Source organism: Caloramator mitchellensis, from assembly GCF_001440545.1.
Lineage (GTDB): Bacteria > Bacillota > Clostridia > Clostridiales > Caloramatoraceae > Caloramator > Caloramator mitchellensis.
In genome coordinates this window covers 23,790-46,771 of the sequence record NZ_LKHP01000012.1, presented here as the reverse complement: position 1 = coordinate 46,771, position 22,982 = coordinate 23,790, and the positions used below count along the sequence as shown (strand labels likewise).

Genomic DNA, 22,982 nt, shown 5'->3' with positions numbered 1-22,982 from the left:
TAGGGTGGCTTTTGTCATCCTATATTTTATTGTAGGAGAGGTAATTAAGCGATGAATAGACTATCAAAAAATAAAGCTACTAATATATTAATTTTAGCTTCACTTGTATTACTAATTATTGGAATTATGCTTTCGATTTCATTAGGAGCTAAACAGATTAGCTTTTCTCAAATTATTTCAAGCATATTTATTTCAAAGAATGAAATAGATGCGCAGATAATCAGGGACATTAGAATCCCAAGGGCAATTTCAGCAGCACTTGTTGGAGCTTTTCTTTCTGTATCCGGGGCAATTTTGCAGGGATTAACAAGAAATCCCCTTGCTGAGCCTTCTATAATCGGGGTTACACAGGGGGCAACCTTTTCAATTGCGATTGCTCTTGCGTTTCAAAAAAGCATAGGAAGTTTTAATTTAATGTTTGTTTCATTCTTAGGGGCAAGCATAAGTGGATTTTTAGTCTATTTTTTGAGTTCTAAATCAATAAAAAAAGTTGACCCTATAAGAATGGCATTAGCAGGTGTTGCTATTGGGACGCTTTTGATGTCGCTTTCTACTGCAATTGCAATGTATTTTAACCTATCCCAACAGATTAGCTTCTGGATTTCGGGAGGGCTAACATCTGCAACCTGGACTTCTGTGAAACTGTTATCCCTTATTGGAATTTTTGGAATAATTGTATCAATTATCATTTCTCCACAAATAACAATTTTAAGCCTGGGAGAAGAGGTTGCAACAAGCCTTGGAGTTAAAATAAATTTGATAAGATTTATTGGAATTGTTATTGTTATAATTCTCAGCGGAGGTTCGGTTTCAGTTGCAGGAAATATTATGTTTGTTGGATTAATAGTTCCTCAAATTGCAAGGGGGATAGTTGGTTCTGATTATAGAAATATTATTCCAGCTTCTATAGTTTTAGGAGCAAATCTGCTTGTTTTTAGCGATATTGTTGCAAGAATGATTAACAGACCTTATGAAACACCTATAGGTTCCCTGACAGCACTTATTGGTGCTCCTATTTTCATTTACATTGTAAGAAGGGGGCAAAGAGCATTTTGAAAAGGTTAAACAATAGAAATTTTATTGCGGTAGCATCTATTTTAATAGCTCTTATATTTATTGCAATTGTAATAAGTTTAAACGTTGGCTCATTTAAAATAGGTGCAGTTGACATTATAAAAACATTGTTAGGACAAGGGACTAAAAAGCATAATATAATAATTTTTGATATCAGACTTCCAAGAATAATTATTGCAATATTAGTAGCAGCAGCGCTTTCTATTTCAGGTGCCGTTCTTCAAGGGGTTACTAAAAATGATTTGGCAGACCCAGGGATGCTTGGAATAAGCTCTGGAGCAGCCCTTGCGGTTGTTGTATATATATATTTAATGAATGGGAACGTTTATGATGGCGTAAGCAGCCTTACTATTTTCACCCTTCCTATAATTGCTTTCATCGGAGCATTTATAGGTGCACTTTTGATATACATCTTTGCGTGGAAAAGGGGAACAAACTCAAACAGACTGATATTGATGGGAATAGGCATAAATTCTGTATTCAGTGCCCTTTTGGTTATTTTTCAACTTAGGTTTACAACTCAGGAATTCAACCGTGTAATGATTTGGACGCTCGGCAGCCTCTGGGGAACAGATTGGAGATATGTTATCGCTGCTTTTCCTGGCATTTTAGTTGCATCCTTTATAGCTTATTATAAATCCAGATTTTTAGATGTTTTGAATTTAGGAGATGAGATATCGATAGGATTAGGAGTAAAACTGGAAAAAGAGAGAAGAAATCTGCTTTTTCTTTCGGTTTTACTATCGGCTATTGCAACTTCTGTCTCTGGGACGCTTGCCTTTTTAGGGCTTATTTCTCCTCACATTGCAAGAAATTTAGTAGGTGCAAAGCATAAAATTATGATACCTATATCTGTAATGATAGGGACTTTTCTTCTTTTAGTTTCGGATGCAATTTCAAGAAATTTAATTATAACAGGTGAGATGCCTGTTGGAATAATTATCTCGATAATAGGCGTTCCATATTTTGTATATCTAATGATAAAGCAATAACAGGAGGTTCAAATGAGTATAATAACAACTGAAAATTTAACTATCGCTTATGATGATGTTGAAATAGTAAAAGACTTAAACTTAAGAATACCTGAAGGACAAATAACAGCAATTATTGGAGCAAACGGCTGTGGAAAATCCACTATACTAAAAACAATTGCAAGAGTTCATAAACCTAAAAAGGGTAATATTTTATTAAAGGGCGAGAATATAATAGAGAAACAACCAAAGGAAATAGCAAAGGTTATGGCATTCTTACCTCAAAGTCCTATTGCTCCAAAGGGATTGAGTGTTGAGGACCTGGTTTCCTATGGCAGATTCCCATACCAAAGGGGATTTGGAAGTTTAAGCAGGGAGGATAAGGATGCTATAAAATGGGCGCTTGAAGTTGTAGGTATGGATAAATTGAAGGAAAGACCATTAGATGAGCTCTCAGGGGGACAAAGGCAGAGGGTTTGGATTGCTATGGCATTAGCTCAACAGACTGAAGTTCTTTTATTAGATGAACCAACAACATATCTCGACCTTTCACATCAATTGGAGATACTCAAACTTCTTGAGGATTTAAACAAAATACAAGGCAGAACTATTGTAATGGTAATTCACGAGTTAAATAATGCAGCAAGATTTGCCGATTATATGGTTGGAATAAAGGATGGAAGCATTGTATGCGATGGAAATCCTGATTTTGTTATGACAAAGGATAATTTAAAAGAAATTTTCAATATAGATGCTGAAATTGTTAAAGACGCTAAATATAAAAAACCGGTCTGCTTAACATACGATTTGATACAATAAGTTAACTGATATCAGTTAACTTATTGTTATTTTATTTAAGAAGAATTATAATTAAATTTGATACAAATTTATTCGAAAGAGGAGATTTTATGCAGTTTTGTTCGATATATAGCGGTAGCAGTGGAAATTGTCTTTACGTTGGGACAGAAAAGACCAGGCTTTTGATAGATGCAGGGCTGACAGGAAAGAAAATTGAAAGTGGTTTAATTGAAATTGGAGTAAGCCCAAGTGAAATAAAGGGAATACTGATAACACACGAACATGACGACCATATTAAAGCAGCAGGCATTTTATCAAGAAGGTATAATATTCCTATTTATGCAAATACTAATACATGGAATGCAATTTATGGTGTAATTGGTGAAGTAAAACTACATAACATAAAGGTATTTCAGGGGTTTGATGGTTTTGAAATAGGAGATATTTATATTAAACCTTTTAAAATACCCCATGATGCAGTTGACCCGGTTGGATATAGCTTTTATCATTCAAATAAAAAGGTTTCAATTGCAACGGATATTGGATATGCAAGCGATGAGGTCAAAGACAACATTAAAGATTCTGACTTTATATTGTTAGAATCAAATCATGACGTTGAAATGCTGAAGGTGGGTCCATATCCTTACTATTTAAAAAGAAGAGTTTTGAGCGATAAAGGACATCTTTCAAATGAAGACTGCGGAAAAGCCATAGTTGATATTATAAACAGCAGGCTCAAAAAGGTTATGTTAGGGCATCTTAGCAAGACAAACAACTACCCTGAGCTTGCACTAAGAACTGTCATTTCAGTTCTTGAGATGAATGGCATTAAAGATGGCAAAGATTTAATTATTGATATTGCCCATAGAGACAGGGTGGGGAGGGTTCAAACTGTATAAAGGGTGGTAATATGGAGGAAAGATATCCTTCCCTGTTCGGATATTTTTTGTCGGGTTTAATCGGTGCATTAATCGGCGGCGTTTTGATTATTTTGTTTTTTCCAATTGCAATTCAGGGGAAACAAGAAACAAACGAGCCAGAACAAAGAATTATAATTGAAAAATCCACAGACTTTTCATACGCCTCAAACAAAGTCGTTCCATCAGTAGTTTCTATTACGAGCAAGAAACAGGTGGCTTCAGGATTTATAATAGACAAAAACGGCTATATTGCAACCAACAGCCATGTCTTAGACGGAGATATAACCGTAACATTAACAGATGGAAGGGAATACACCGGAAGAATTGTATTTGAGGATAGGGTTTTGGATTTAGCAATTGTAAAGATTGAAGAGACAAACCTTGATGAAGTAATATTAGGAGATTCTAACCTTGTAAACATTGGGGATAGCGTTCTTGCAATAGGAAATCCTTTAAACTTAAGGTTTCACCGTTCAGTAACAGCGGGTATAGTAAGTGGAAAGGACATAACAATTGAAGTTGAAAAGGGAAAATACATGGAAGACCTTTTGCAAACCGATGCTGCAATAAACCCTGGAAACAGCGGTGGACCGTTGATTAATTTAAAGGGTGAAGTCATCGGAATTAATTCAGTAAAAGCCTCAAGCTACGAGGGAATAGGATTTGCAATCCCAATAAACATAATAAAGCCCATTTTAAAATCCCTAAGAGAAAAGGGAAATTTTGTTATGCCAACGCTCGGGCTTAGAGTTTTTGATTCAGAAACTGCCAGATATTATAATTACAACATAGACAAAGGAATATATGTCTACGAAGTTATAGAAAACGGTCCTGGATTTAACGCAGGAATTAAGGAAGGCGATGTAATATTATCCATAGACGGTGTTGAAGTTAATAAAATAGTCGACCTTAAGGAAGAGCTTTACCTCAAAGAGGTAGGTTCAATTGCTGTATTAAAAGTCAAAGACCCTATAGGGCTTATAAGAGAAGTTAAAGTCACTTTAGACTCCATTGACAACCTCACCGTAGAAGTGACATTCACTTGATTTCTTGACTTCTTGATTTGTTTGACAATTTGGACATGTATACTTATTACTTAAGATTCTTTTGTTATCAAACTAAATTTTTGATGGTAGTTGTCTCAAAAATGAGATATATAAAGAGGAGGGGTATGGTGGCTAGACAAGATATTTATAAAATGAGTTTTTCAAGAGTTTATCCTCTTTTAGTAGCAAAGGCAGAGAGAAAAGGACGCACAAAAGCTGAAGTTGATGAAATAATACGCTGGTTAACCGGATATACTCAGGAAGATTTACAAATTCAGTTGGAAAATCAGGTAGATTATGAGACATTTTTTACAAAAGCACCTTGTTTAAATCCTGCGCGACAATTGATTAAAGGCGTGGTATGTGGAGTCCGAGTGGAAGATATTCAAGAACCTATTATGAAGGAAATACGATATTTAGATAAGTTAATCGATGAATTGGCAAAGGGAAAACCTATGGATAAAATCCTAAGGAAAAACAATTGAAATCACGAAATTATTTGGGCAACCTCAAAATTTATATTTGAGATGCCCTTTTCAATATGTTTTATATTTTTTAGAAAGGAATTACAAAATGAATATAGATTTGATTTGTGTTGGAAAGCTAAAGGAAAAATATTTAAAGGACGGAATAGATGAATACAAAAAAAGACTTTCAAGATACTGCAATATTAATGTTATTGAAGTTCCAGACGAGAAGGCACCAGAAAATATTTCAGAAAAGGAAGAGGAAATAATAAAGCAAAAGGAAGGTCAGGGAATTTTAAAAAATATCAAGGATAATACCTTTGTTATCGCGCTTGATATAAAGGGTAAAATGCTATCCTCAGAGGAACTTGCTGCATTTTTAAATGAAAGGGCAGTGATGGGAAACTCAAACTTAGCATTTGTAATTGGAGGCTCTTTAGGCCTTTATAAGGAAGTTTTAGACAGAGCAAATTTTAAATTATCCTTTTCAAAGATGACTTTCCCGCATCAACTTATGAGATTAATTCTTCTTGAGCAGATTTACAGGGGATATAGGATTATTAATGGCGAACCGTATCATAAGTAGTTTCGAATATTTTAGAATCAATAGTTATTAGTATTTTAGATCTATTTAAATTGTATTGTTTTATTTTAATTTAATGAACGAAAAACATTTAAAAGCAAACTACGGTCTTGGGAAGGCTTTCCTATCCCAAAATAATAACGAGGGGATTGTATATCTTGAAAGAGTAATAAACATTAGTGAAAAATATTTAGAAGAACAATTTATAAAATACTATATAAATGCATGTAAGCACATTTATAATTACTATATTAGACAAAGATATAATGAGAAAGCTCAGGAATACTACAATAAGATAATAAACCACAGCGAAATAGTGGAATATGCGAAAAATGAGAGAGAAGTATTAACATTTAAAGATGAGTTAATACTTCATGATCTCGATGAAGATCATGTTAATAGAATAATTAACGTTCTAAACAAACACCCTGAAATTTCAGAGGCCTACTTAACGAAGAAAAAAGTTATATACTTTGAAAATAGTCCAGTATATGTTCTAGGAATAATGGTTAAAGGAATGTATAACTATGAAAAAGTCATAAAAAAGTTAATAGATACTGGCCTCAATGTAAACTTTGACTTTTTATAATTCCCCTATCCATATTAAACCGGAGATTTAGATTAAGGATAAAAGAAATAGAAGGAGCAAAAATATATTAAAGGTAATTAAAAAAAGTCCTAACGGTAATATTCTTCGGTTAGGGAACTTTTAATTTTTATAAAAATTTTGATCTATGTCAAAAGTTGGGATGGGCAAATTATTGAAATGCCCATCCTTACTTCATTATTAAGAATTTTAATAGAGTGAAGAATTAGATAATAAAACTACCGGATTTGTCCATGACAAAAATTTAATCATGGGTTTGAGTTATCGGCAAGAACTTTTGAAGAAATTATTAAACAAATAGAGCAGGTAGACCTATTGATATGCGATGAATGGGGCTACATACCAATTGACATTGAAGGAGCTAAACTATTATACCAGCATATTATATAAAAGATGTATATGATTTATATTAATTTATAATATTTTATTGTAATTTATAATATTTTATTGTAAAATACCAGTTAAAGGTGTATATTATATATAAGAAGAGGTAATAATTCATGATAGAACAATTAGCCGAAAAGATGATTCGCAAAAAAGTCATTGAGGGAAATTTTGATGTTACTGAACATGCTGTTAAAAGGATGGCAGAACGTGAAATCGACATGGACCAGGTTTTAGATTGTATCATAAGAGGGAAAACTATAGAGTTTCAAACTGATAGAAGAACAAATGATATAAAAGTTTTATTTCAGGAAGCAACAGCTAGTAAGCCAGAGGTATATACCGTTGTAGCTGCCTTAGATACTCCTTTAATTATAACCGTATGCAGGACAAAAGAAGAGGTTTGGGAATGTATTAATAATGTTTTGCGAAGAAGGGAGATATATTAATTATGATTAAGAAATGTTATATTTGTAATACTGAGATGGAGATGAAAACCACATCTATAAATACTGGTTGGGGAAGTTATAAGTTAACTATAGATGGAGTTAGTGCATATGTATGCCCACAATGTGGTGAGATAACAATCGAAGGAAAAGATGCTGTTATGCTACAAAAGCTAAGTAAAAGCTTAGTGGATGTAGATGAAAACCAAAAGCCTGATGTTTTAAATTTAACTGAAGTAGCAGATCTATTAAGAGTTAGCAATCAAACAATATATAATATGATAAAAGATGGCAGATTAAAAGCTTATAAATTTGGAAGGGAATGGAGATTCTTTAGAAAGGATATAGAATCCTTTATGGGTGGAGAGGAAGCATATGGCATTGCTGCAAGAGGAAAAACAGGAGAGTTAAATGAGAAGGATGCTGAAATAATATCTAAATATCTGTAACAGAGAATGTATCTATATGAAAATAATCCTGAGCTTTATGCTCAGGATATTGTTTCATCCTTAAATTTAACTCCTCCTGTAGATATTTTTAAAGTATGTGAAACTTACGATTTAAAAGTAAATTATGAAAATATCCAATCTGCCGAAGCTCTTCTGATTGTTTCTAAAGGGAAAAAGAACATAATTATTAATAATAGAAAAATATTATATATTCCAAGACAAAGGTTCTCAATTGCTCATGAAGTAGGACACTTTTTTATACCTTGGCATAGTAATATGTGTGCCTGCTTTAATATTGGAGATTTTAGTTCAGATAACGTAGAGGAAAATCAAGCAGATATTTTTGCAGCAGAGCTATTAATACCTACGAACATATTGCTTACAAAAATCGAAAACAAGGTTATTACTTTAGAATTAATAAAGGAGCTGTCTCATGTATTTAATGTATCATTAGGGGCAATGGCAAGAAAAGTAATATCAATTACTCAGGATAAGGTTATAGCAATGGTGTATTATAGCAATGGAACAAAGATTGTTCAAGCAAAGTCATCAAGTTTTGATTTTAACTTGAAGCCTGGAATAATAAAGGGATCAGCTGCTAGAGAGCTTCTTCATAATAGATATAGCAATGAAACTATTAAAAGAATTTTAAGATGTGATATATGGTTTCAGGAGAATATTGATGATTTTGAAATAGTAGAAGAGTCATTGTATCAGCCAAATTTTAGCAGGGTATTTACAATTTTAAGAATTGCGCATGATATGGATTATATGGAAGCTTATTTTGATATTTAAATATTTATTAAAATATAGGATTGCATTCGAATTGGTTGAATGTCGGAATTGACATCGTATACTGATAGAGAAACACTTATGTAAAGTGATTCTATATTTTGGGGTGTGCCCGAATGTGCGTAATCTTGTCGTTGAAAATACGATACGGGGGTCGACAGTGCCAACCGTTAGCTTAAGACAAAGGTGTCCACCGTGAGTTGGAATCTTAAGGAAGTCGGCGGCAAAGCTCCGGTCTGACGAACAGAAACTACATATGTTAATAGTGGCATAAAAAAAACCTCCTTCTTGATTTTTATTTTGATTCTTACCAAGAAAGAGGTTTTTAATAAGTTTGCACAAAATCTTTACAATCTCTAATAATCAATTCACTCAATTCATATCAAAGCATTTGTTTTGCTGATGTTACAGTTATTTCAAGAACTCTTGTTAAGAATGAAAATTTTTCTTTCATCATGTCAAATTCTGGCCCAGAGGTTATGTATCTTGCAGTTCCTTCAACTACAAAACCAGTGCCCTGATAATCCTTATATCCTAATACTTCCTTGCTTCCTAAAGCTAATTTAACTTTATTGTTGACATTTATGTTCTTTTCTGTTCTATGCATAGCATATGCGGGGATAAGGATTTTCTCATCATTAGTTACAACAAGGTAGGAATTCCATGTGTTAACTATATGTGGTTCATCGGTAGCACCCCACGACACAATTGAAACAACACCCTCATGTTTTAAAACATCGTAAAATTTTTCTGACAACATTAACTGAGTTTTGTCGTTTTATGACGAAGGTTATTTTTTTAACTTTTAGTAATTATATTGAAAATTCTTAAAATTATGCGTTAGAATATAAACGTAGATGGCAGAGATTTGAGAGCCGCAATACTACAATTGTAGTATTGCGGCTTTTTTTGGGAGGTGGGTTTTGGAAAAATAATACCTTTTATCAAAAGAAAAAGTAAAATCTATTGAGGGGGATGTAAAAAATGCAAAAAAGTTATTTAGGGGAATTGATTTCTGAATTTATCGGTTCATTTATTCTTATCTTCATAGGTGTTGGCGTTGTTGCAGCTCTTGTTTTAGAGGGTGCGGGAATTGGACAATGGGAAATTTCGATAGTTTGGGGTATGGCAGTTGCGATGGCTATATTTGTTACAGGCTCAATCTCAGGAACCCACATTAACCCGGCAGTTACACTTGCACTGGCAACATTTAAAGGTTTTGACAAGAAAAAGGTTATACCATATATAATAGCTCAGATGCTCGGAACATTTGCTGCTGCGGCTGTTGTATATGGCTTATATAGAAGTTCATTCTTGCTTTATGAACAGACAAATAATCTTGTTAGAGGAACTCAAGAAAGTGCTAAATTAGTTGGTATTTTTTCTACTTTTCCAAAACCACATCTTTCAACAATGGAAGCTCTTTTAGTTGAAATTGCAATTACAGCTTTCCTTTTGATTGTTGTTTTAGCAGTTGGTGATACAAGAAATCAGGCGGCTCCAACTCCTGGTATGGCAGCAGTTATGATAGGTATTACTATAGCAATAATAGGTTCATCCTTCGGTCCGCTTACAGGATTTGCAATGAATCCAGCCCGTGATTTAGGACCAAGATTGTTTGCAATATTTGCTGGATGGGGAAGTGCAGCAGTAGGACCAAACAGCTACGGCTTCATAGTTCCTATATTTGGACCAATCATTGGTGCACAGTTAGGAGGATTTATTTACGAAAAGATAATAGTTCCATACTTTCCAACTATGCAAGTAGTTGCTAAGAGCAAAGTAGAAATCAAAAAGTGATGGGAGGATATAAAATGTCAAGATATATATTAGCATTAGACCAAGGAACAACAAGCTCAAGAGCAATAGTTTTTGATAAAGGTGGAAACATAGTTTCAGTTGCACAAAAGGAATTTACTCAAATATACCCTAAGGCTGGTTGGGTTGAACATGACCCTATGGAAATCTGGGCAACACAAATTGGGGTGGCAAATGAAGCTCTTGCAAAGGCAGGTCTTGCTGCAGAAAATATAGCTGCAATAGGTATAACAAATCAAAGAGAAACAACAGTTGTTTGGGATAAGACAACAGGAAAACCAATATACAATGCAATAGTTTGGCAGTGTAGAAGAACTGCTGAAATATGCGATGATTTGAGAAGTAAAGGCTATGCCGATATGCTAAGGGACAAGACCGGTCTTGTTTTGGACGCATATTTTTCAGGAACAAAAATAAAGTGGATACTAGATAATGTTGAAGGCGCAAGAGAAAAGGCTGAAAAGGGAGAGCTTTTATTTGGAAATATCGATACATGGTTGATTTGGAATTTAACAGGTGGTAAGGTTCATGTAACTGATTATTCAAACGCTTCAAGAACATTGCTTTATAACATTTATGAATTAAAATGGGATGATGAAATATTGGAAATAATGAACATACCAAAATCAATGCTTCCAGAAGTTAAACCTTCAAGCAGCGTTTATGGCAATACTACAGTTGATGTAATAGGTGGAGAAATTCCTATAGCAGGTATTGCTGGCGACCAACAGGCTGCATTGTTTGGACAAGGTTGCTATAAAGAAGGTATGGCTAAAAATACTTATGGAACAGGCTGCTTTATGTTAATGAATACAGGCGAAAAGCCAGTAAAATCAAAGAATGGCCTTTTAACTACAATTGCTTGGGGAGTCGACGGAAAGGTTGAATATGCACTTGAAGGAAGTATATTCATCGCAGGAGCTGTTATACAATGGTTAAGAGATGAATTAAGGATGATAAAGTCAGCTGCAGATAGCGAAGAATATGCAACTGCAGTTGAAGATTCAAATGGTGTTTATGTAGTTCCAGCGTTTGTAGGAATGGGAGCTCCATATTGGGATATGTATGCAAGAGGAACTATAGTTGGACTTACAAGAGGAGCAAAGAAAGAACATATTATAAGAGCGGCTCTTGAATCTATGGCTTATCAGACTATGGATGTTTTAAGCGCTATGGAAGAAGATTCAGGAATAAAGCTTTCAGTGCTCAAGGTTGATGGCGGTGCTGTTGCAAACAACTTCTTAATGCAGTTCCAATCAGATGTATTAAATGTTGATGTTTATAGACCAAAGGTTGTTGAAACAACAGCACTTGGAGCAGCATACCTTGCTGGTCTTGCAGTTGGATACTGGGAAAACAAAGACGAAATATTAAACAACTGGTCGGTAGACAGAAAGTTTGAACCAAATATGGACGAAGAAAAGAGAGCAAAGCTTGTTAAGGGATGGCATAAGGCGGTTAAAAGAGCTCTCTCATGGGAAAATGAAGAATAATTGATTTAGTAAATAGAATGTGATAATATAAAAATAACAGAATAATTGGCGAGAGTTGAGAGCCATGGAAAAAGCCACAGAATTGTGGCCTTTTTTCCATGGCTTATTTTATTAAGGGGAGGCTTTTTTATGTTTGATGTTGCGATAATTGGGGCAGGTATTGTTGGAACAAGTATTGCAAGAGAACTTTCAAAATATGATTTGAGCTGCGTGGTCATTGAAAAGTCTAATGATGTCTCAAATGGCTCAACTAAGGCTAACAGTGGAATAGTTCACGCAGGGTATGATGCCAAGGAAGGAACTTTAAAGGCAAAATTCAATGTATTAGGCAGTGAGATGTATGAAAAAATTTGTGAAGAGCTGGATGTTCCTTATAAAAGAAACGGTTCTCTTGTCCTGGCATTTAACGATGATGATTTAAGACATATTGAAATGCTATACAAAAGAGGGCTAAAGAATGGAGTTAAGAATCTTTCGATAATAGATAAAAATTCTGTTTTTTCATTAGAGCCTAATTTGCAGGATAATGTCGTTGGTGCGCTTTATGCCGAAACCGGAGCAATAGTTTCGCCATTTGAACTTGCAATAGCGCTTGCAGAAAACGCAAATGAAAACGGCGTAGAATTCATGTTTTCAACAACTGTAACTAATATTTACAAAGAAAACGATGTATTTAACATAGAGACAAACAAAGGAAAATTTAAATCAAGATATTTAGTTAATGCAGCGGGGCTTTTTTCAGATGAAATAAACGATATGCTTGGTGGAGAAAAATTCAAAATAATTCCAAGAAGGGGAGAGTATTGCCTTTTTGACAAATCAGTTGGAAATATTGTTACAAGAACAATATTCCAGACTCCTTCAAACAAAGGAAAAGGAATACTTGTATCTCCAACGGTTCATGGAAATTTATTCGTAGGGCCTAATGCGATTGAAATGGATAAGAAAGACGATGTTTCTACTACAAAGGAAGGAATTGAGGAGATATTAAAAGGGGGAAGCCGAAGCGTAAAAAATATAAACCCAAGAGATATTATAACCTCTTTTACAGGAATTAGAGCAACGTCTGACACTGGAGACTTTGTAATAAACGTTCCTACAAAAAATGCAGTGAACGCTGCGGGGATAGAATCACCCGGTTTGACTGCATCGGTTGCAATTGCTCCTTATGTAGTTAGTCTGCTTGAAAATGAGGGATTAAGATTAACTTTGAAGAACAATTTCATAAAACACAGAACAAACACAAAGCTATTTATACAAATGACCGATGATGAGAAAAAATCAGCCCTATCTTCAAACAGCGCCTATGGAAGAATAATCTGCAGATGTGAGCACATAACAGAGGGAGATATAATAAACGCAATAAAAAGACCTCTTGGAGCAAGGAGTGTTGATGGGGTAAAGAAAAGAGTCAGGGCAGGAATGGGAAGATGCCAAGGTGGATTCTGCATGCCAAGGGTGGTTGAGATACTTTCAAGAGAACTTGATATTCCTTTAACTGATATTACAAAGTCGGATAGAGGAAGCTATATTTTGACAGGCAAGACTAAGTGATTGGGGGCGAAAGAATGAATAAGGATTTAGTTATAATCGGAGGAGGCCCTGCAGGGCTTGCTGCTGCCATTGAAGCAAAGAAAAATGGAATTGATGATATATTGATACTCGAAAGGGACAAAAGGCTGGGTGGAATACTTCAACAATGCATCCACAATGGTTTTGGACTTCACGTTTTTAAGGAGCAGTTAACAGGGCCAGAATATGCCCAAAGATTTATAGATGAGGTTGAAAAATTAGGGATAGAATATAAACTTGAATCAATGGTGCTGCATTTAGGTGAGGATAAAAAAATAATAGTATTAAACCCCAAGGATGGATTGTTCGAAATTCAGGCAAAGGCTGTTGTTCTGGCTATGGGTTGCAGAGAAAGAACAAGAGGGGCATTAAATATTCCAGGCAACAGACCGGCAGGAGTTTTTACTGCAGGAGCAGCCCAGAGGTTCGTAAATATGGAAGGCTATATGGTTGGAAAGAAGGTTGTAATTTTAGGCTCAGGTGATATCGGCCTTATAATGGCAAGGAGAATGACAATAGAGGGAGCAGAAGTTAAAATGGTTGTTGAGCTTATGCCATACTCAACTGGACTTAAGAGAAATATTGTCCAATGCCTTGAGGATTTTGACATCCCACTTCTGTTTAACCATACTGTAACTAAAATACACGGCAAAGAAAGAGTAGAAGGAGTTACAATTGCAAAGGTGGATGATAAAAGGCAGCCCATCGAAGGGACTGAATTATTTGTTGAATGTGATACGCTTTTATTATCTGTTGGATTAATACCTGAAAATGAACTGACAAGAGAAACAAAAATAGAGATAAACCCTGTAACAAATGGAGCTTATGTGAATGAGTTGATGGAAACAAGCATAGAAGGAATTTTTGCATGTGGAAATGTAGTTCACGTTCACGACCTTGTGGACTTTGTAACACAGGAGAGCTTCCTTGCAGGATACGGCGCAGCAAAATATATCAAAGGCGAAAAATCAAATAGCGCTAATAAATTTAAGACTAAAGGGTTAAATGGAATTAGATATGTCGTTCCTAATATAATCCATCCTGAAAATGTAAAGGATGCTGTTAATTTTTACATGAGGGTTAGCGATGTATACCACAATGTAAACTTGATTGTAAAAGATGGAGATAAGGTGTTATATAAATTAAGAAAAAATCATGTATCGCCCGGAGAGATGGAGAATGTAAAATTATCTAAGGAAATTCTTCAAAAAGTTGAGGGAGATGAATTGGTATTTGAACTTGAGGAGGTGGCAATATGATAAAAAATATGACCTGCATAAATTGCCCTCTCGGTTGTCAGCTGGAAGTTGAAGTAGATGGAGAAATAAAGGTGAGCGGCAATAAGTGCAAGAGGGGCGAAGAATATGCAAAAAATGAAATAACAAACCCTCTTAGAATAATAACTACAACGGTTAAAGTTGAAGGTGGAGATAGGCCGCTTTTATCAGTTAAAACAGATAAAGAAATTCCAAAAAGCAAAATTTTTGATATAATGAAGGAAATAAATAAGGTGAAGACAAAAGCACCGGTAGAAATTGGTGATATAGTAATTGAAAATGTCCTTGGAACTGGCGCTAATATAGTTGCTACTTCCAAAATTCAAAGGGCAGATTAAAATTTAGGGGGATAATGATGAAGATATTGTTGGATAGTTTAAGTGAGAATCCTATAATTGCTGCAATAAAAAGCGTTAGGGATATTGATGTTGTCCTCGAGAGGGATGTTAAAGTAGTTTTTTTGCTGTGCGGAAACATACTAAATATGAAGAGCATTGTTGCTGCAATAAAAAATAGCGGTAAGAAAGTTTTTGCTCATATCGATTTGGTAGAAGGTTTAGGGAAGGACGAATATGCTGTAAAATATCTAAAACTTGTTGGTGTCGACGGCATTATTACAACAAAGCCAACAATGATAAAGTGCATAAAGAATGAAGGTTTAATCGCTGTTCAAAGAATATTTCTGCTGGATTCAAGGTCGCTTGAAACTGGCATAAAAAATATATTGGAGGACAAACCTAATGCTGTTGAGATAATGCCTGGGCTTTCTCATAAGGTTATTAAAAAAATACACGAGAATGTAAAAATACCTGTTATTGCAGGTGGACTGATTTTGGATAAAATTGATATAGAAAACGCCATTTCAAATGGTGCGGTAGGAATATCTACTTCATGTAAAGATTTATGGTAAGTCGGGTTAAATGCCTGGCTTTTAATTTTTATTTTTTAAAAAATTAAAATTGTTACAATTTTATAAATTTTCTCTTCCTTTCTTCTACAATTTATGATAGAATATTTCATGAGTTGCATTACTTTTAAGGTGCAACAAAAAGATTAACGAGGGGGAGATGAGACATGAACAACTTACTAAACAAGTGGAATCAGTTGAGCCTTGTTAAAAGAATTATTATTGGTTTAATAATCGGTATTGTATTGGCTCTAACTATTCCTGAAAAGGCAAAATTTGTAACAATTTTCGGTTCTTTATTTGTTGGTGCACTAAAGGCAGTTGCTCCAATATTGGTATTATTTTTAGTATCATCAGCTCTTTCACAACATAAGAGCGGACATCAGACTAATATGAAATCAATTATTATACTTTATTTAATTGGGACATTTGCTGCTGGTCTTATAGGTGTTATTGTTAGCTTTATGTTCCCTGTAACTTTGACACTTTCTGGCGAGGGTGCAGCAAATCTAACGCCTCCAGGTGGTGTAACAGAAGTTCTTAAAGGGTTATTGCTAAACCTTGTTGATAATCCTGTAAAAGCGCTTTTCAATGCAAATTATATTGGAATTCTTTCATGGGCGGTTTTACTTGGTATTGCGCTTAGAAATGCTGCAGATTCAACAAAATCAGCAATAGCTAATATAGCAGATGCTCTTTCTACAATTGTTAAGTGGGTAATTAATTTTGCGCCAATTGGAATTATGGGACTTGTTTTTGAATCAATTGCTACAAATGGAATTCAAGCTCTGCTTAGCTATGGACAATTAATAGTTGTATTAGTTGCAACAATGGCATTCGTAGCTTTGGTTGTTAACCCAATTATTGTTTTCTTATATATCCGCAAGAACCCATATCCGCTTGTATTAAAATGTCTAAAGGACAGCGGTATTACTGCGTTCTTTACAAGAAGCTCAGCAGCAAATATACCTGTAAATATGGCTCTATGCGACAGATTGGGACTTGATAAGGATACCTATTCAGTTTCAATACCTCTTGGGGCTACAATAAACATGGCTGGTGCAGCAGTTACAATTTCAGTTTTATCGCTTGCAGCAGCGAATACGCTTGGAATTAAAGTAGACATGCCTACAGCATTTATATTAAGCGTATTATCAGCTATAAGCGCATGTGGTGCTTCAGGTGTTGCTGGTGGTTCACTACTTCTTATTCCACTTGCGTGCAGCTTATTTGGAATTCCAAACGACGTTGCAATGCAGGTAGTTGGTGTAGGTTTCATAGTAGGAGTTATTCAAGACTCGTGCGAAACAGCGCTTAACTCATCATCGGACGTTTTATTCACTGCTACTGCTGAATTTGCAAAATGGCGTAAAGAAGGAAAAGAAATAGTTATAAAAGAAAAGAGTAAGACAGCATAATAAAATCCCTGCGAAGGCAGGGATTTTTTATTGGAGTCAAAATTTTTATAAATATTAACTTTTAGTAGAAAATTTAACTAAAGACTATGGAATTTTTTGCACAATATGATATAATATATATGAAATATTACGAAAACTAAACTTTTAAATGTTTACTATTTAACAAACAATTTTCGTAATATTAAAATCTAAAATTAATCCTAAGGGGGGTTTTATGTTGAAGAAAAATGTTAAATTCTTGACCTTTGTTTTAGCAGCTATGTTAACTATCTCATCATTAGCTGTAAGCTCAGGCTCAAAATTATTTGGTGTTGATGATGTTTCAGCGGCAACATCAGGTGGAAACACTAACACAAAGCCAACTACTCAAAAACCAAAAACTACTCAAACTACTAAAACTACACAAACTACACAAAATTTCAACGGTAAAATCAATCGATTGCTTGCTTTTAAATCATTCGGAGAAGATGTTAAGTTATTGCAAACATACCTTAACCAAAATGGTTATAAGTTAAAGGTTGATGGAATTTACGGTCCAAAGACTTTAGAAGCAGTTAAAGACTATCAAAAGAAAAAGGGACTTAGAGTTGATGGAATAGTTGGACCTAAGACTTTAGCTAAAATAGCTCCTGTTAAACCAGTTGCAACAAAACCACAAACACCAGTTGTAAAGGAACAAAAGGTTACTGTTAAGATAGGAAAGGTTGACTATGCAGCGCATGGAACAAAGTGCTTTACACTTGCAGTAGCAGCAGTTGCAGGGGATAAGATAGTTGCAGCATATTTCGATGATTATCAATTTATGAGCAATACAGTTGCAACAGGAGTTCCAAACTCAGACAAGGATTTTGGAAAGGATTATCCACAGGGAAAAGTATTAGCATCAAAGATGACAAACGCTGAATACTATTCAAAGAACATGAAGGAAAAAGCAAACGCAACTAATCCAATCGATAAGAACTTTGATTACATAAGAGCATATGTAACAGGAAAGACAATAGCAGAATTAGAATCTGTTCTAGCATCAACTCCAGCAGACAAGATGACAGATGCAGTATCAGGAGCAACACTTGCTGATACTTATGGATATGTAAAGGCAATAGTAGAAGCTGCTAAAGCTGCAAAGGACAATGTTACACTTGAAGTTGACGCTAAGGACATCAACAACATAAAGATAGGAAAGGTTGACTATGCAGCACATGGAACAAAGTGCTTTACAGTTGCAGTTACAGCTGTTGTTGGAGATAAGATAGTTGCAACTTATTTCGATGACTATCAATACATGAGCAATACAGTTGCAATAGGTGTTCCAAACTCAGACAAAGATTTTGGAAAGGATTATCCACAGGGAAAAGTATTAGCATCAAAGATGACAAACGCTGAATACTATTCAAAGAACATGAAGGAAAAAGCAAACGCAACTAATCCAATCGATAAGAACTTTGATTACATAAGAGCATATGTAACAGGAAAGACAATAGCAGAATTAGAATCTGTTCTAGCATCAACTCCAGCAGACAAGATGACAGATGCAGTATCAGGAGCAACACTTGCTGATACTTATGGATATGTAAAGGCAATAGTAGAAGCTGCTAAGGTTGCGAAATAATTTAAGGGTTGTTATAAACAACCCTTTTAATTTTAATCTAATATAAGGCTTTATTGCATACAATTTATATGCTACCATTATATTACAAGTAAAAAATTTCTGAAGGGTGGCATATTTATGGCTCTTTCGTTAGTTCATTTAAAGGGGAATACATTCTATATCCCATCGCCGACGAATGTAGGAATATACGTGAATAATGGAAATGCAATACTCATTGACAGCGGTAACGATAAGGAAGCAGGAAGGCAAATACTAAAATTATTAAAGGAACAGGGTTGGAATTTAAAGTTGATAATAAACACCCACTCAAATGCGGATCATGTAGGTGGAAATCAATTTTTACAGGATAAAACAAATTGCGATATTTTATCAACGCGAATTGAATCGGCATTTATCACGGACCCAATTCTTGAAGCATCGTTTTTATATGGAGGATTGCCATTTAAAGACCTTAATAATAAATTTCTAATGGCAAAGCCGTCAGCAGTTACAAATATCATTCCATCTGATGGAGAAATATTTAACACAGGACTTAAAACTATTTCACTGCCCGGCCATTATTTCGATATGATAGGAGTTCTAACGCCTGATGATGTGTTTTTCGTTGGAGATTCTGTATTTCCTGAAAATATAATAAAAAAATATCATATATATTACATATTGGATGTTAAAGCTCACCTAAAGACGCTTGAAAAGCTTAATAATTTTAACGCAGAGATGTTTGTGCCAAGCCATGGAGAACCAATCAAAGATATTAAAGATTTAGTTGAGCTGAATAAGAATGAAGTGCTAGGTATAGCATCAAAAATACAAAACATTTGCAGTGAAGGAAAAACAATAGAAGAAATACTTGAGAATATATGCGATATATATGATATTAGTCTGGACGCAAATCAATATGTATTATTGTCGAGCACAATACGTTCGTATATCACTTATCTTTATGAAGAGGGGAGCATAAGACCTATTTTTAATAAAAACAAATTATTATGGGAAAAAGCATAAAACAGAAGGTTCCTTTATTCGATAAAGGAACCTTTTATAAATTGAGGGGAGAAAAAAGAGAATAGGGGGATTTTTTAAAGAAAAGCTGGCATAAACTATACATTGGGGTTTCGGAGGAAAGTTCATGCCAGCAAAATATGGGGTTGGTGAACATATATCAATGTCATGTGAGTTGCGAATAGTAAATATTTATTGATAAATTCTTCTTAATAATATTATATTACTCGTGCAAAATATGTCAATATATAAAATAATTTGTAGAATGATTATTTTTCGACAAATTTACTTCCAAAATTAAGACTCCAAAATATTGAATAAGGAAAATATTTATTTTATAATAAATCTAATAAATATCGAATAAAAGTGAAAATTAATATATTTCGTCAAAAAGGAGAAGTATATGGATTTAAAGAATAAGACAAAAATAATTAATTTGAAAAGCCTGACTATAATTCCTATATTGATTGTTTTTGTTTCACTTGCTACTTTGGGAGCAGTAACGTATAAAGTAGGAAGAACTCTTGTGCTTAATAATACAAAAGATTTTGGGACTAGAATTGCAAACGAATTTTCAAATCAAATAGAAAATAATTCTGCTTCTATGGATGTAATTGATTCAATAATAGAGGATAAAATAATAGTAGTTGGAAAAGCAGTGATATTAAGCGAAAAAAATATAAATAACGAGAGATTAAGGGAATTAGCCTCAAAACTTAATGTGTTTGAAATCAACCTTTTTAGTAGGGAAGGAGAAATTCTAAATTCTACTATAGATGAATATGTTGGGGCAAAGGTTTTTGAAGGTCATCCTGCGTATTTTTTTATGAACAGTGGATTTGATGCATGGGTGGAAAAAGATATAAGAAAGGACACAGAATCCTTTAGATTTTTAAGATACGGATATGTAAGAAGGAACGATGGTAGCTTTATTCAGGTTGGTATTTTATCAGAACAGATATATCAATTAAAAGAAAAATTTCAATATCAAAATCAGTTAAATAGATTAAAAAACGATAAGAATATTATATATGCGGTTTATTACGATAAAAATTTGAATGAAATGGCAAGAATAAGCAATCAGATTCATGTCAATTATGGAAATAAAGATAACGTCTTGATTAACGCATTAAATCGCCGCATTTCTACAATTGAAATTTATGATCCTGAAATTAAAATAAGAGTTATGCAAGTCACAGTTCCTGTTAAAAAGGGAGATACCATTCAAGGAGTTTTAACAATTGGAATATCAATGAATGAAATTTATAAGAAACTGTCTGATTATTTTTTAATCACTATCATATTGGATTTAATATTATGTTTTATAATAATATATATTTTAGCTCAAAAAATAAAAAATCCATTAGAAAACTTATCTGATGACATAGAAAAAATCGATTTAGAAGAAAATATAGAATACAGATTACCGATACAAAAGAATGATGATTTCTCTGGGCTTAAGTCTGTTATAAACAATATATTGAACAAAATTTCAGCATCTTTCAGTGAAATTAAAGAAAGCAAAGAAGAGCTGACTGCAGCTAATGAGGAACTTATATCGACTATAGAGCAGCTTACAGCAGCTGAAGAAGAACTTAGAGCACAATATGATGAAATACAAAACTATACACAAAAGCTTGAAGAGCTGCAGCAAAAGTATGATCTTGCAATAAAGGCAAGCAACAGCGGGGTGTGGGAGTTTGATTTGACATCTAAGAAACTGCATATCTCAGAGAATATCGATGAAATAGTTGGATTTAAAATTAGGGGTGAAAACACATTAAAAAAATTATTTGACATGGTAATTGAACCTGAAGACAAGAAAATATTAATACAAGATTACTATAAATATGTCCAGAAGAAAGATGATAAGATACATACCCAAATAAGAATAATAGACAAATCAGGAAATATACGTTGGTTGTTGGTGACTGGTAAAGCGATAGAAAGCATTGATGGAAAATCAACAAAATTATTCGGAATATTTTTTGAAACAACTTTACTAAAACAAAAAGAACAGGAAATAGAAAAATTGGCATATTATGACCATTTAACTGAGCTTCCAAACAGGGCTGTTTTTGTGGAGGAACTTTCACATGAATTGAACAATAAAAAAAGCGGCGCTGTTATGCTATTTGATATAGATAATTTCAAAAACATAAATGACATTATGGGTCATATATATGGAGATAAACTATTAAAACATGTTGCAGAAGTTTTCAATACATTGACAGATAAAAATATAAAATTCTATAGGTTTGGAGGGGATGAATTTTTAATCCTCATTAAGAATGCGGATGATGAATCTACTATAGAAAAATATGCAAAAAAGATATTAAATACTTTTAAACAGGAAATTAGTGAGAAATCTCCAGAATTCAACATTACTGCAAGCATTGGCATATCGGTATTTCCAAAAGATGGATTCACTATAGAAGATTTGCTTATGAAGGCAGATACAGCAATGTATAGAGCAAAATTTATGGGTAAAAATACCTTCATCTTCTTCCACGATGAGATGACTGTAAAACTTAGAGAGAATATAGAGATAGAAAATCAATTAGTAAAAGCAATAAATCAAGATGGTTTTGCTTTATATTACCAGCCAGTTGTTGATGCTAAAACAAAAAATATAGTTTCTTATGAAGCACTTTTAAGGCTAAAGGATTCTAATCTGTCTCCAGCCAAGTTTATTCCTATTGCTGAAGAGACAAATTTAATCATCCCCATAGGGAAGTGGGTAATTGAAGAAGCTGTAAAACAAATAAAAAGATGTGCAAATTTAGGCAAGGAAATACCAATTGCAATAAATGTTTCTCCAAAACAGCTTAAGGATAGCATGTTTGTATTTACAGTTCAAAAGGCTATTGAGGAATATCAAATTGACCCGAGATTAATAGAGATTGAAATAACCGAGAACATAATGATTGAAAATAAGGCTGAAGCTTTAAATGTTTTAAATGAATTGAGAAAATTGGGAATTACTATTGCATTGGATGATTTTGGAGTGGGATATTCTTCGCTTAATTATTTGACATATCTTCCTATCAACAAGGTTAAACTTGATAAATCATTAAATGATAAATTTTTAAATGCTAATGATTCAAAGGTTATAGAAGGTTTAATAATGTTATTTAAGAGTTTAAAGGTTAAAGTAGTAGCAGAAGGTATAGAAACTGAGGAACAATATAATATTTTAAAGCATATAGGATGCGATTATATTCAAGGGTTTTATGTTGGAAGACCAAGAGCTGATTTTTAATAAAAAATATAGTAGTATTTACAAAAAGTTAAAAAATAATTATAATATTCTTGTGTTTTTGTAAAAAGTTGACGAAAGCGAGGATGA

The 22,982-nt window shown here is 33.8% G+C and carries 22 protein-coding genes; 21 read left to right on the top strand and 1 reads right to left on the bottom strand.

Going from position 1 to position 22,982, the window contains the following annotated elements:
* The first annotated feature begins 51 nt into the window (after positions 1-51).
* From ABG79_RS09510 to ABG79_RS09460, 11 genes are all read left to right on the top strand, one after another.
* On the top strand, positions 52-1,056 hold the full coding sequence (locus ABG79_RS09510) for a FecCD family ABC transporter permease (RefSeq protein WP_057979240.1): 1,005 nt from the start codon (positions 52-54) through the stop codon (positions 1,054-1,056).
* Positions 1,053-2,066, top strand: a complete 1,014-nt coding sequence (locus ABG79_RS09505; protein WP_057979239.1) for a FecCD family ABC transporter permease — start codon at positions 1,053-1,055, stop codon at positions 2,064-2,066. Before ABG79_RS09510 ends, ABG79_RS09505 begins: the two co-directional genes overlap by 4 nt.
* Before the next feature lie 12 nt (positions 2,067-2,078).
* Positions 2,079-2,864, top strand: a complete 786-nt coding sequence (locus ABG79_RS09500; RefSeq protein WP_057979238.1) for an ABC transporter ATP-binding protein — start codon at positions 2,079-2,081, stop codon at positions 2,862-2,864.
* Between the two features lie 89 nt (positions 2,865-2,953).
* Positions 2,954-3,742 carry an MBL fold metallo-hydrolase gene (locus ABG79_RS09495; protein WP_057979237.1) on the top strand — a complete coding sequence of 263 codons (789 nt, stop codon included), beginning with the start codon at positions 2,954-2,956 and terminating at the stop codon, positions 3,740-3,742.
* An 11-nt stretch (positions 3,743-3,753) separates the two neighbouring features.
* On the top strand, positions 3,754-4,809 hold the full coding sequence (locus ABG79_RS09490) for a S1C family serine protease (protein ID WP_057979236.1): 1,056 nt from the start codon (positions 3,754-3,756) through the stop codon (positions 4,807-4,809).
* A 152-nt stretch (positions 4,810-4,961) separates the two neighbouring features.
* Positions 4,962-5,294 (top strand): DUF2200 domain-containing protein, encoded by a 333-nt coding sequence (locus ABG79_RS09485; protein WP_423230098.1) that lies wholly within the window; start codon positions 4,962-4,964, stop codon positions 5,292-5,294.
* 88 nt (positions 5,295-5,382) lie between these two features.
* Positions 5,383-5,862 (top strand): 23S rRNA (pseudouridine(1915)-N(3))-methyltransferase RlmH, encoded by a 480-nt coding sequence (gene rlmH, locus ABG79_RS09480; protein ID WP_057979235.1) that lies wholly within the window; start codon positions 5,383-5,385, stop codon positions 5,860-5,862.
* A 73-nt stretch (positions 5,863-5,935) separates the two neighbouring features.
* Entirely contained in the window at positions 5,936-6,448 is a 513-nt protein-coding gene (locus tag ABG79_RS09475) for a hypothetical protein (RefSeq protein WP_057979234.1), read from the top strand.
* A gap of 518 nt (positions 6,449-6,966) precedes the next feature.
* A complete protein-coding gene (locus ABG79_RS09470; RefSeq protein ID WP_057979233.1) occupies positions 6,967-7,299 on the top strand; it encodes a DUF4258 domain-containing protein in 333 nt (110 codons plus the stop codon).
* Positions 7,300-7,301: 2 nt separating this feature from the next.
* Positions 7,302-7,745 (top strand): helix-turn-helix domain-containing protein, encoded by a 444-nt coding sequence (locus tag ABG79_RS09465; protein ID WP_083490407.1) that lies wholly within the window; start codon positions 7,302-7,304, stop codon positions 7,743-7,745.
* 6 nt (positions 7,746-7,751) lie between these two features.
* Positions 7,752-8,540: an ImmA/IrrE family metallo-endopeptidase gene (locus ABG79_RS09460; RefSeq protein WP_057979232.1), complete on the top strand. Its 789-nt coding sequence runs from the start codon at positions 7,752-7,754 to the stop codon at positions 8,538-8,540.
* Between the two features lie 379 nt (positions 8,541-8,919).
* Here the strand turns inward: ABG79_RS09460 and ABG79_RS09455 are convergent, their stop codons facing one another.
* On the bottom strand, positions 8,920-9,297 hold the full coding sequence (locus ABG79_RS09455; protein ID WP_057979231.1) for a pyridoxamine 5'-phosphate oxidase family protein: 378 nt from the start codon (positions 9,295-9,297) through the stop codon (positions 8,920-8,922).
* A gap of 224 nt (positions 9,298-9,521) precedes the next feature.
* Here ABG79_RS09455 and ABG79_RS09450 point away from each other — a divergent pair, with 224 nt between their 5' ends.
* The 10 genes from ABG79_RS09450 to ABG79_RS09405 all read left to right on the top strand — a co-directional run bounded on the left by ABG79_RS09450 (position 9,522) and on the right by ABG79_RS09405 (position 22,895).
* Positions 9,522-10,337 (top strand): MIP/aquaporin family protein, encoded by an 816-nt coding sequence (locus tag ABG79_RS09450; RefSeq protein WP_057979230.1) that lies wholly within the window; start codon positions 9,522-9,524, stop codon positions 10,335-10,337.
* A gap of 14 nt (positions 10,338-10,351) precedes the next feature.
* Entirely contained in the window at positions 10,352-11,848 is a 1,497-nt protein-coding gene (gene glpK, locus ABG79_RS09445) for a glycerol kinase GlpK (RefSeq protein WP_057979229.1), read from the top strand.
* 129 nt (positions 11,849-11,977) lie between these two features.
* Positions 11,978-13,402, top strand: coding sequence for an NAD(P)/FAD-dependent oxidoreductase (locus ABG79_RS09440; RefSeq protein WP_057979228.1), 1,425 nt, complete (start codon positions 11,978-11,980; stop codon positions 13,400-13,402).
* Positions 13,403-13,416: 14 nt separating this feature from the next.
* Complete coding sequence (locus tag ABG79_RS09435) at positions 13,417-14,679, top strand: NAD(P)/FAD-dependent oxidoreductase (protein WP_057979227.1); 1,263 nt, start codon at positions 13,417-13,419, stop codon at positions 14,677-14,679.
* Positions 14,676-15,035, top strand: coding sequence for a DUF1667 domain-containing protein (locus ABG79_RS09430; protein ID WP_083490406.1), 360 nt, complete (start codon positions 14,676-14,678; stop codon positions 15,033-15,035). Before ABG79_RS09435 ends, ABG79_RS09430 begins: the two co-directional genes overlap by 4 nt.
* 17 nt (positions 15,036-15,052) lie before the next feature.
* Positions 15,053-15,607 (top strand): glycerol-3-phosphate responsive antiterminator, encoded by a 555-nt coding sequence (locus ABG79_RS09425; protein WP_083490405.1) that lies wholly within the window; start codon positions 15,053-15,055, stop codon positions 15,605-15,607.
* 164 nt (positions 15,608-15,771) lie between these two features.
* On the top strand, positions 15,772-17,022 hold the full coding sequence (sstT, locus tag ABG79_RS09420) for a serine/threonine transporter SstT (RefSeq protein ID WP_057979225.1): 1,251 nt from the start codon (positions 15,772-15,774) through the stop codon (positions 17,020-17,022).
* A 214-nt stretch (positions 17,023-17,236) separates the two neighbouring features.
* Positions 17,237-18,631, top strand: a complete 1,395-nt coding sequence (locus ABG79_RS09415) for a peptidoglycan-binding domain-containing protein (protein WP_152978233.1) — start codon at positions 17,237-17,239, stop codon at positions 18,629-18,631.
* A gap of 117 nt (positions 18,632-18,748) precedes the next feature.
* Positions 18,749-19,636 carry an MBL fold metallo-hydrolase gene (locus ABG79_RS09410; protein WP_057979224.1) on the top strand — a complete coding sequence of 296 codons (888 nt, stop codon included), beginning with the start codon at positions 18,749-18,751 and terminating at the stop codon, positions 19,634-19,636.
* A gap of 400 nt (positions 19,637-20,036) precedes the next feature.
* Complete coding sequence (locus ABG79_RS09405; RefSeq protein WP_057979223.1) at positions 20,037-22,895, top strand: EAL domain-containing protein; 2,859 nt, start codon at positions 20,037-20,039, stop codon at positions 22,893-22,895.
* Positions 22,896-22,982: the final 87 nt, after the last annotated feature.

Excerpts from the sequence above, each read along its gene's own strand:
- ABG79_RS09510 (WP_057979240.1), top strand. The coding sequence starts at position 52 with ATGAATAGACTATCAAAAAATAAAGCTACTAATATATTAATTTTAGCT.
- ABG79_RS09500 (WP_057979238.1), top strand. The coding sequence starts at position 2,079 with ATGAGTATAATAACAACTGAAAATTTAACTATCGCTTATGATGATGTT.
- sstT (WP_057979225.1), top strand. The coding sequence starts at position 15,772 with ATGAACAACTTACTAAACAAGTGGAATCAGTTGAGCCTTGTTAAAAGA.
- ABG79_RS09495 (WP_057979237.1), top strand. The coding sequence starts at position 2,954 with ATGCAGTTTTGTTCGATATATAGCGGTAGCAGTGGAAATTGTCTTTAC.
- ABG79_RS09440 (WP_057979228.1), top strand. The coding sequence starts at position 11,978 with ATGTTTGATGTTGCGATAATTGGGGCAGGTATTGTTGGAACAAGTATT.
- ABG79_RS09460 (WP_057979232.1), top strand. The coding sequence starts at position 7,752 with ATGTATCTATATGAAAATAATCCTGAGCTTTATGCTCAGGATATTGTT.
- ABG79_RS09410 (WP_057979224.1), top strand. The coding sequence starts at position 18,749 with ATGGCTCTTTCGTTAGTTCATTTAAAGGGGAATACATTCTATATCCCA.
- ABG79_RS09430 (WP_083490406.1), top strand. The coding sequence starts at position 14,676 with ATGATAAAAAATATGACCTGCATAAATTGCCCTCTCGGTTGTCAGCTG.
- ABG79_RS09475 (WP_057979234.1), top strand. The coding sequence starts at position 5,936 with ATGAACGAAAAACATTTAAAAGCAAACTACGGTCTTGGGAAGGCTTTC.
- ABG79_RS09455 (WP_057979231.1), bottom strand. The coding sequence starts at position 9,297 with ATGTTGTCAGAAAAATTTTACGATGTTTTAAAACATGAGGGTGTTGTT.
- ABG79_RS09485 (WP_423230098.1), top strand. The coding sequence starts at position 4,962 with ATGAGTTTTTCAAGAGTTTATCCTCTTTTAGTAGCAAAGGCAGAGAGA.
- ABG79_RS09470 (WP_057979233.1), top strand. The coding sequence starts at position 6,967 with ATGATAGAACAATTAGCCGAAAAGATGATTCGCAAAAAAGTCATTGAG.
- glpK (WP_057979229.1), top strand. The coding sequence starts at position 10,352 with ATGTCAAGATATATATTAGCATTAGACCAAGGAACAACAAGCTCAAGA.
- ABG79_RS09405 (WP_057979223.1), top strand. The coding sequence starts at position 20,037 with ATGGATTTAAAGAATAAGACAAAAATAATTAATTTGAAAAGCCTGACT.
- ABG79_RS09450 (WP_057979230.1), top strand. The coding sequence starts at position 9,522 with ATGCAAAAAAGTTATTTAGGGGAATTGATTTCTGAATTTATCGGTTCA.
- ABG79_RS09415 (WP_152978233.1), top strand. The coding sequence starts at position 17,237 with ATGTTGAAGAAAAATGTTAAATTCTTGACCTTTGTTTTAGCAGCTATG.
- ABG79_RS09425 (WP_083490405.1), top strand. The coding sequence starts at position 15,053 with ATGAAGATATTGTTGGATAGTTTAAGTGAGAATCCTATAATTGCTGCA.
- ABG79_RS09490 (WP_057979236.1), top strand. The coding sequence starts at position 3,754 with ATGGAGGAAAGATATCCTTCCCTGTTCGGATATTTTTTGTCGGGTTTA.
- ABG79_RS09465 (WP_083490407.1), top strand. The coding sequence starts at position 7,302 with ATGATTAAGAAATGTTATATTTGTAATACTGAGATGGAGATGAAAACC.
- rlmH (WP_057979235.1), top strand. The coding sequence starts at position 5,383 with ATGAATATAGATTTGATTTGTGTTGGAAAGCTAAAGGAAAAATATTTA.
- ABG79_RS09435 (WP_057979227.1), top strand. The coding sequence starts at position 13,417 with ATGAATAAGGATTTAGTTATAATCGGAGGAGGCCCTGCAGGGCTTGCT.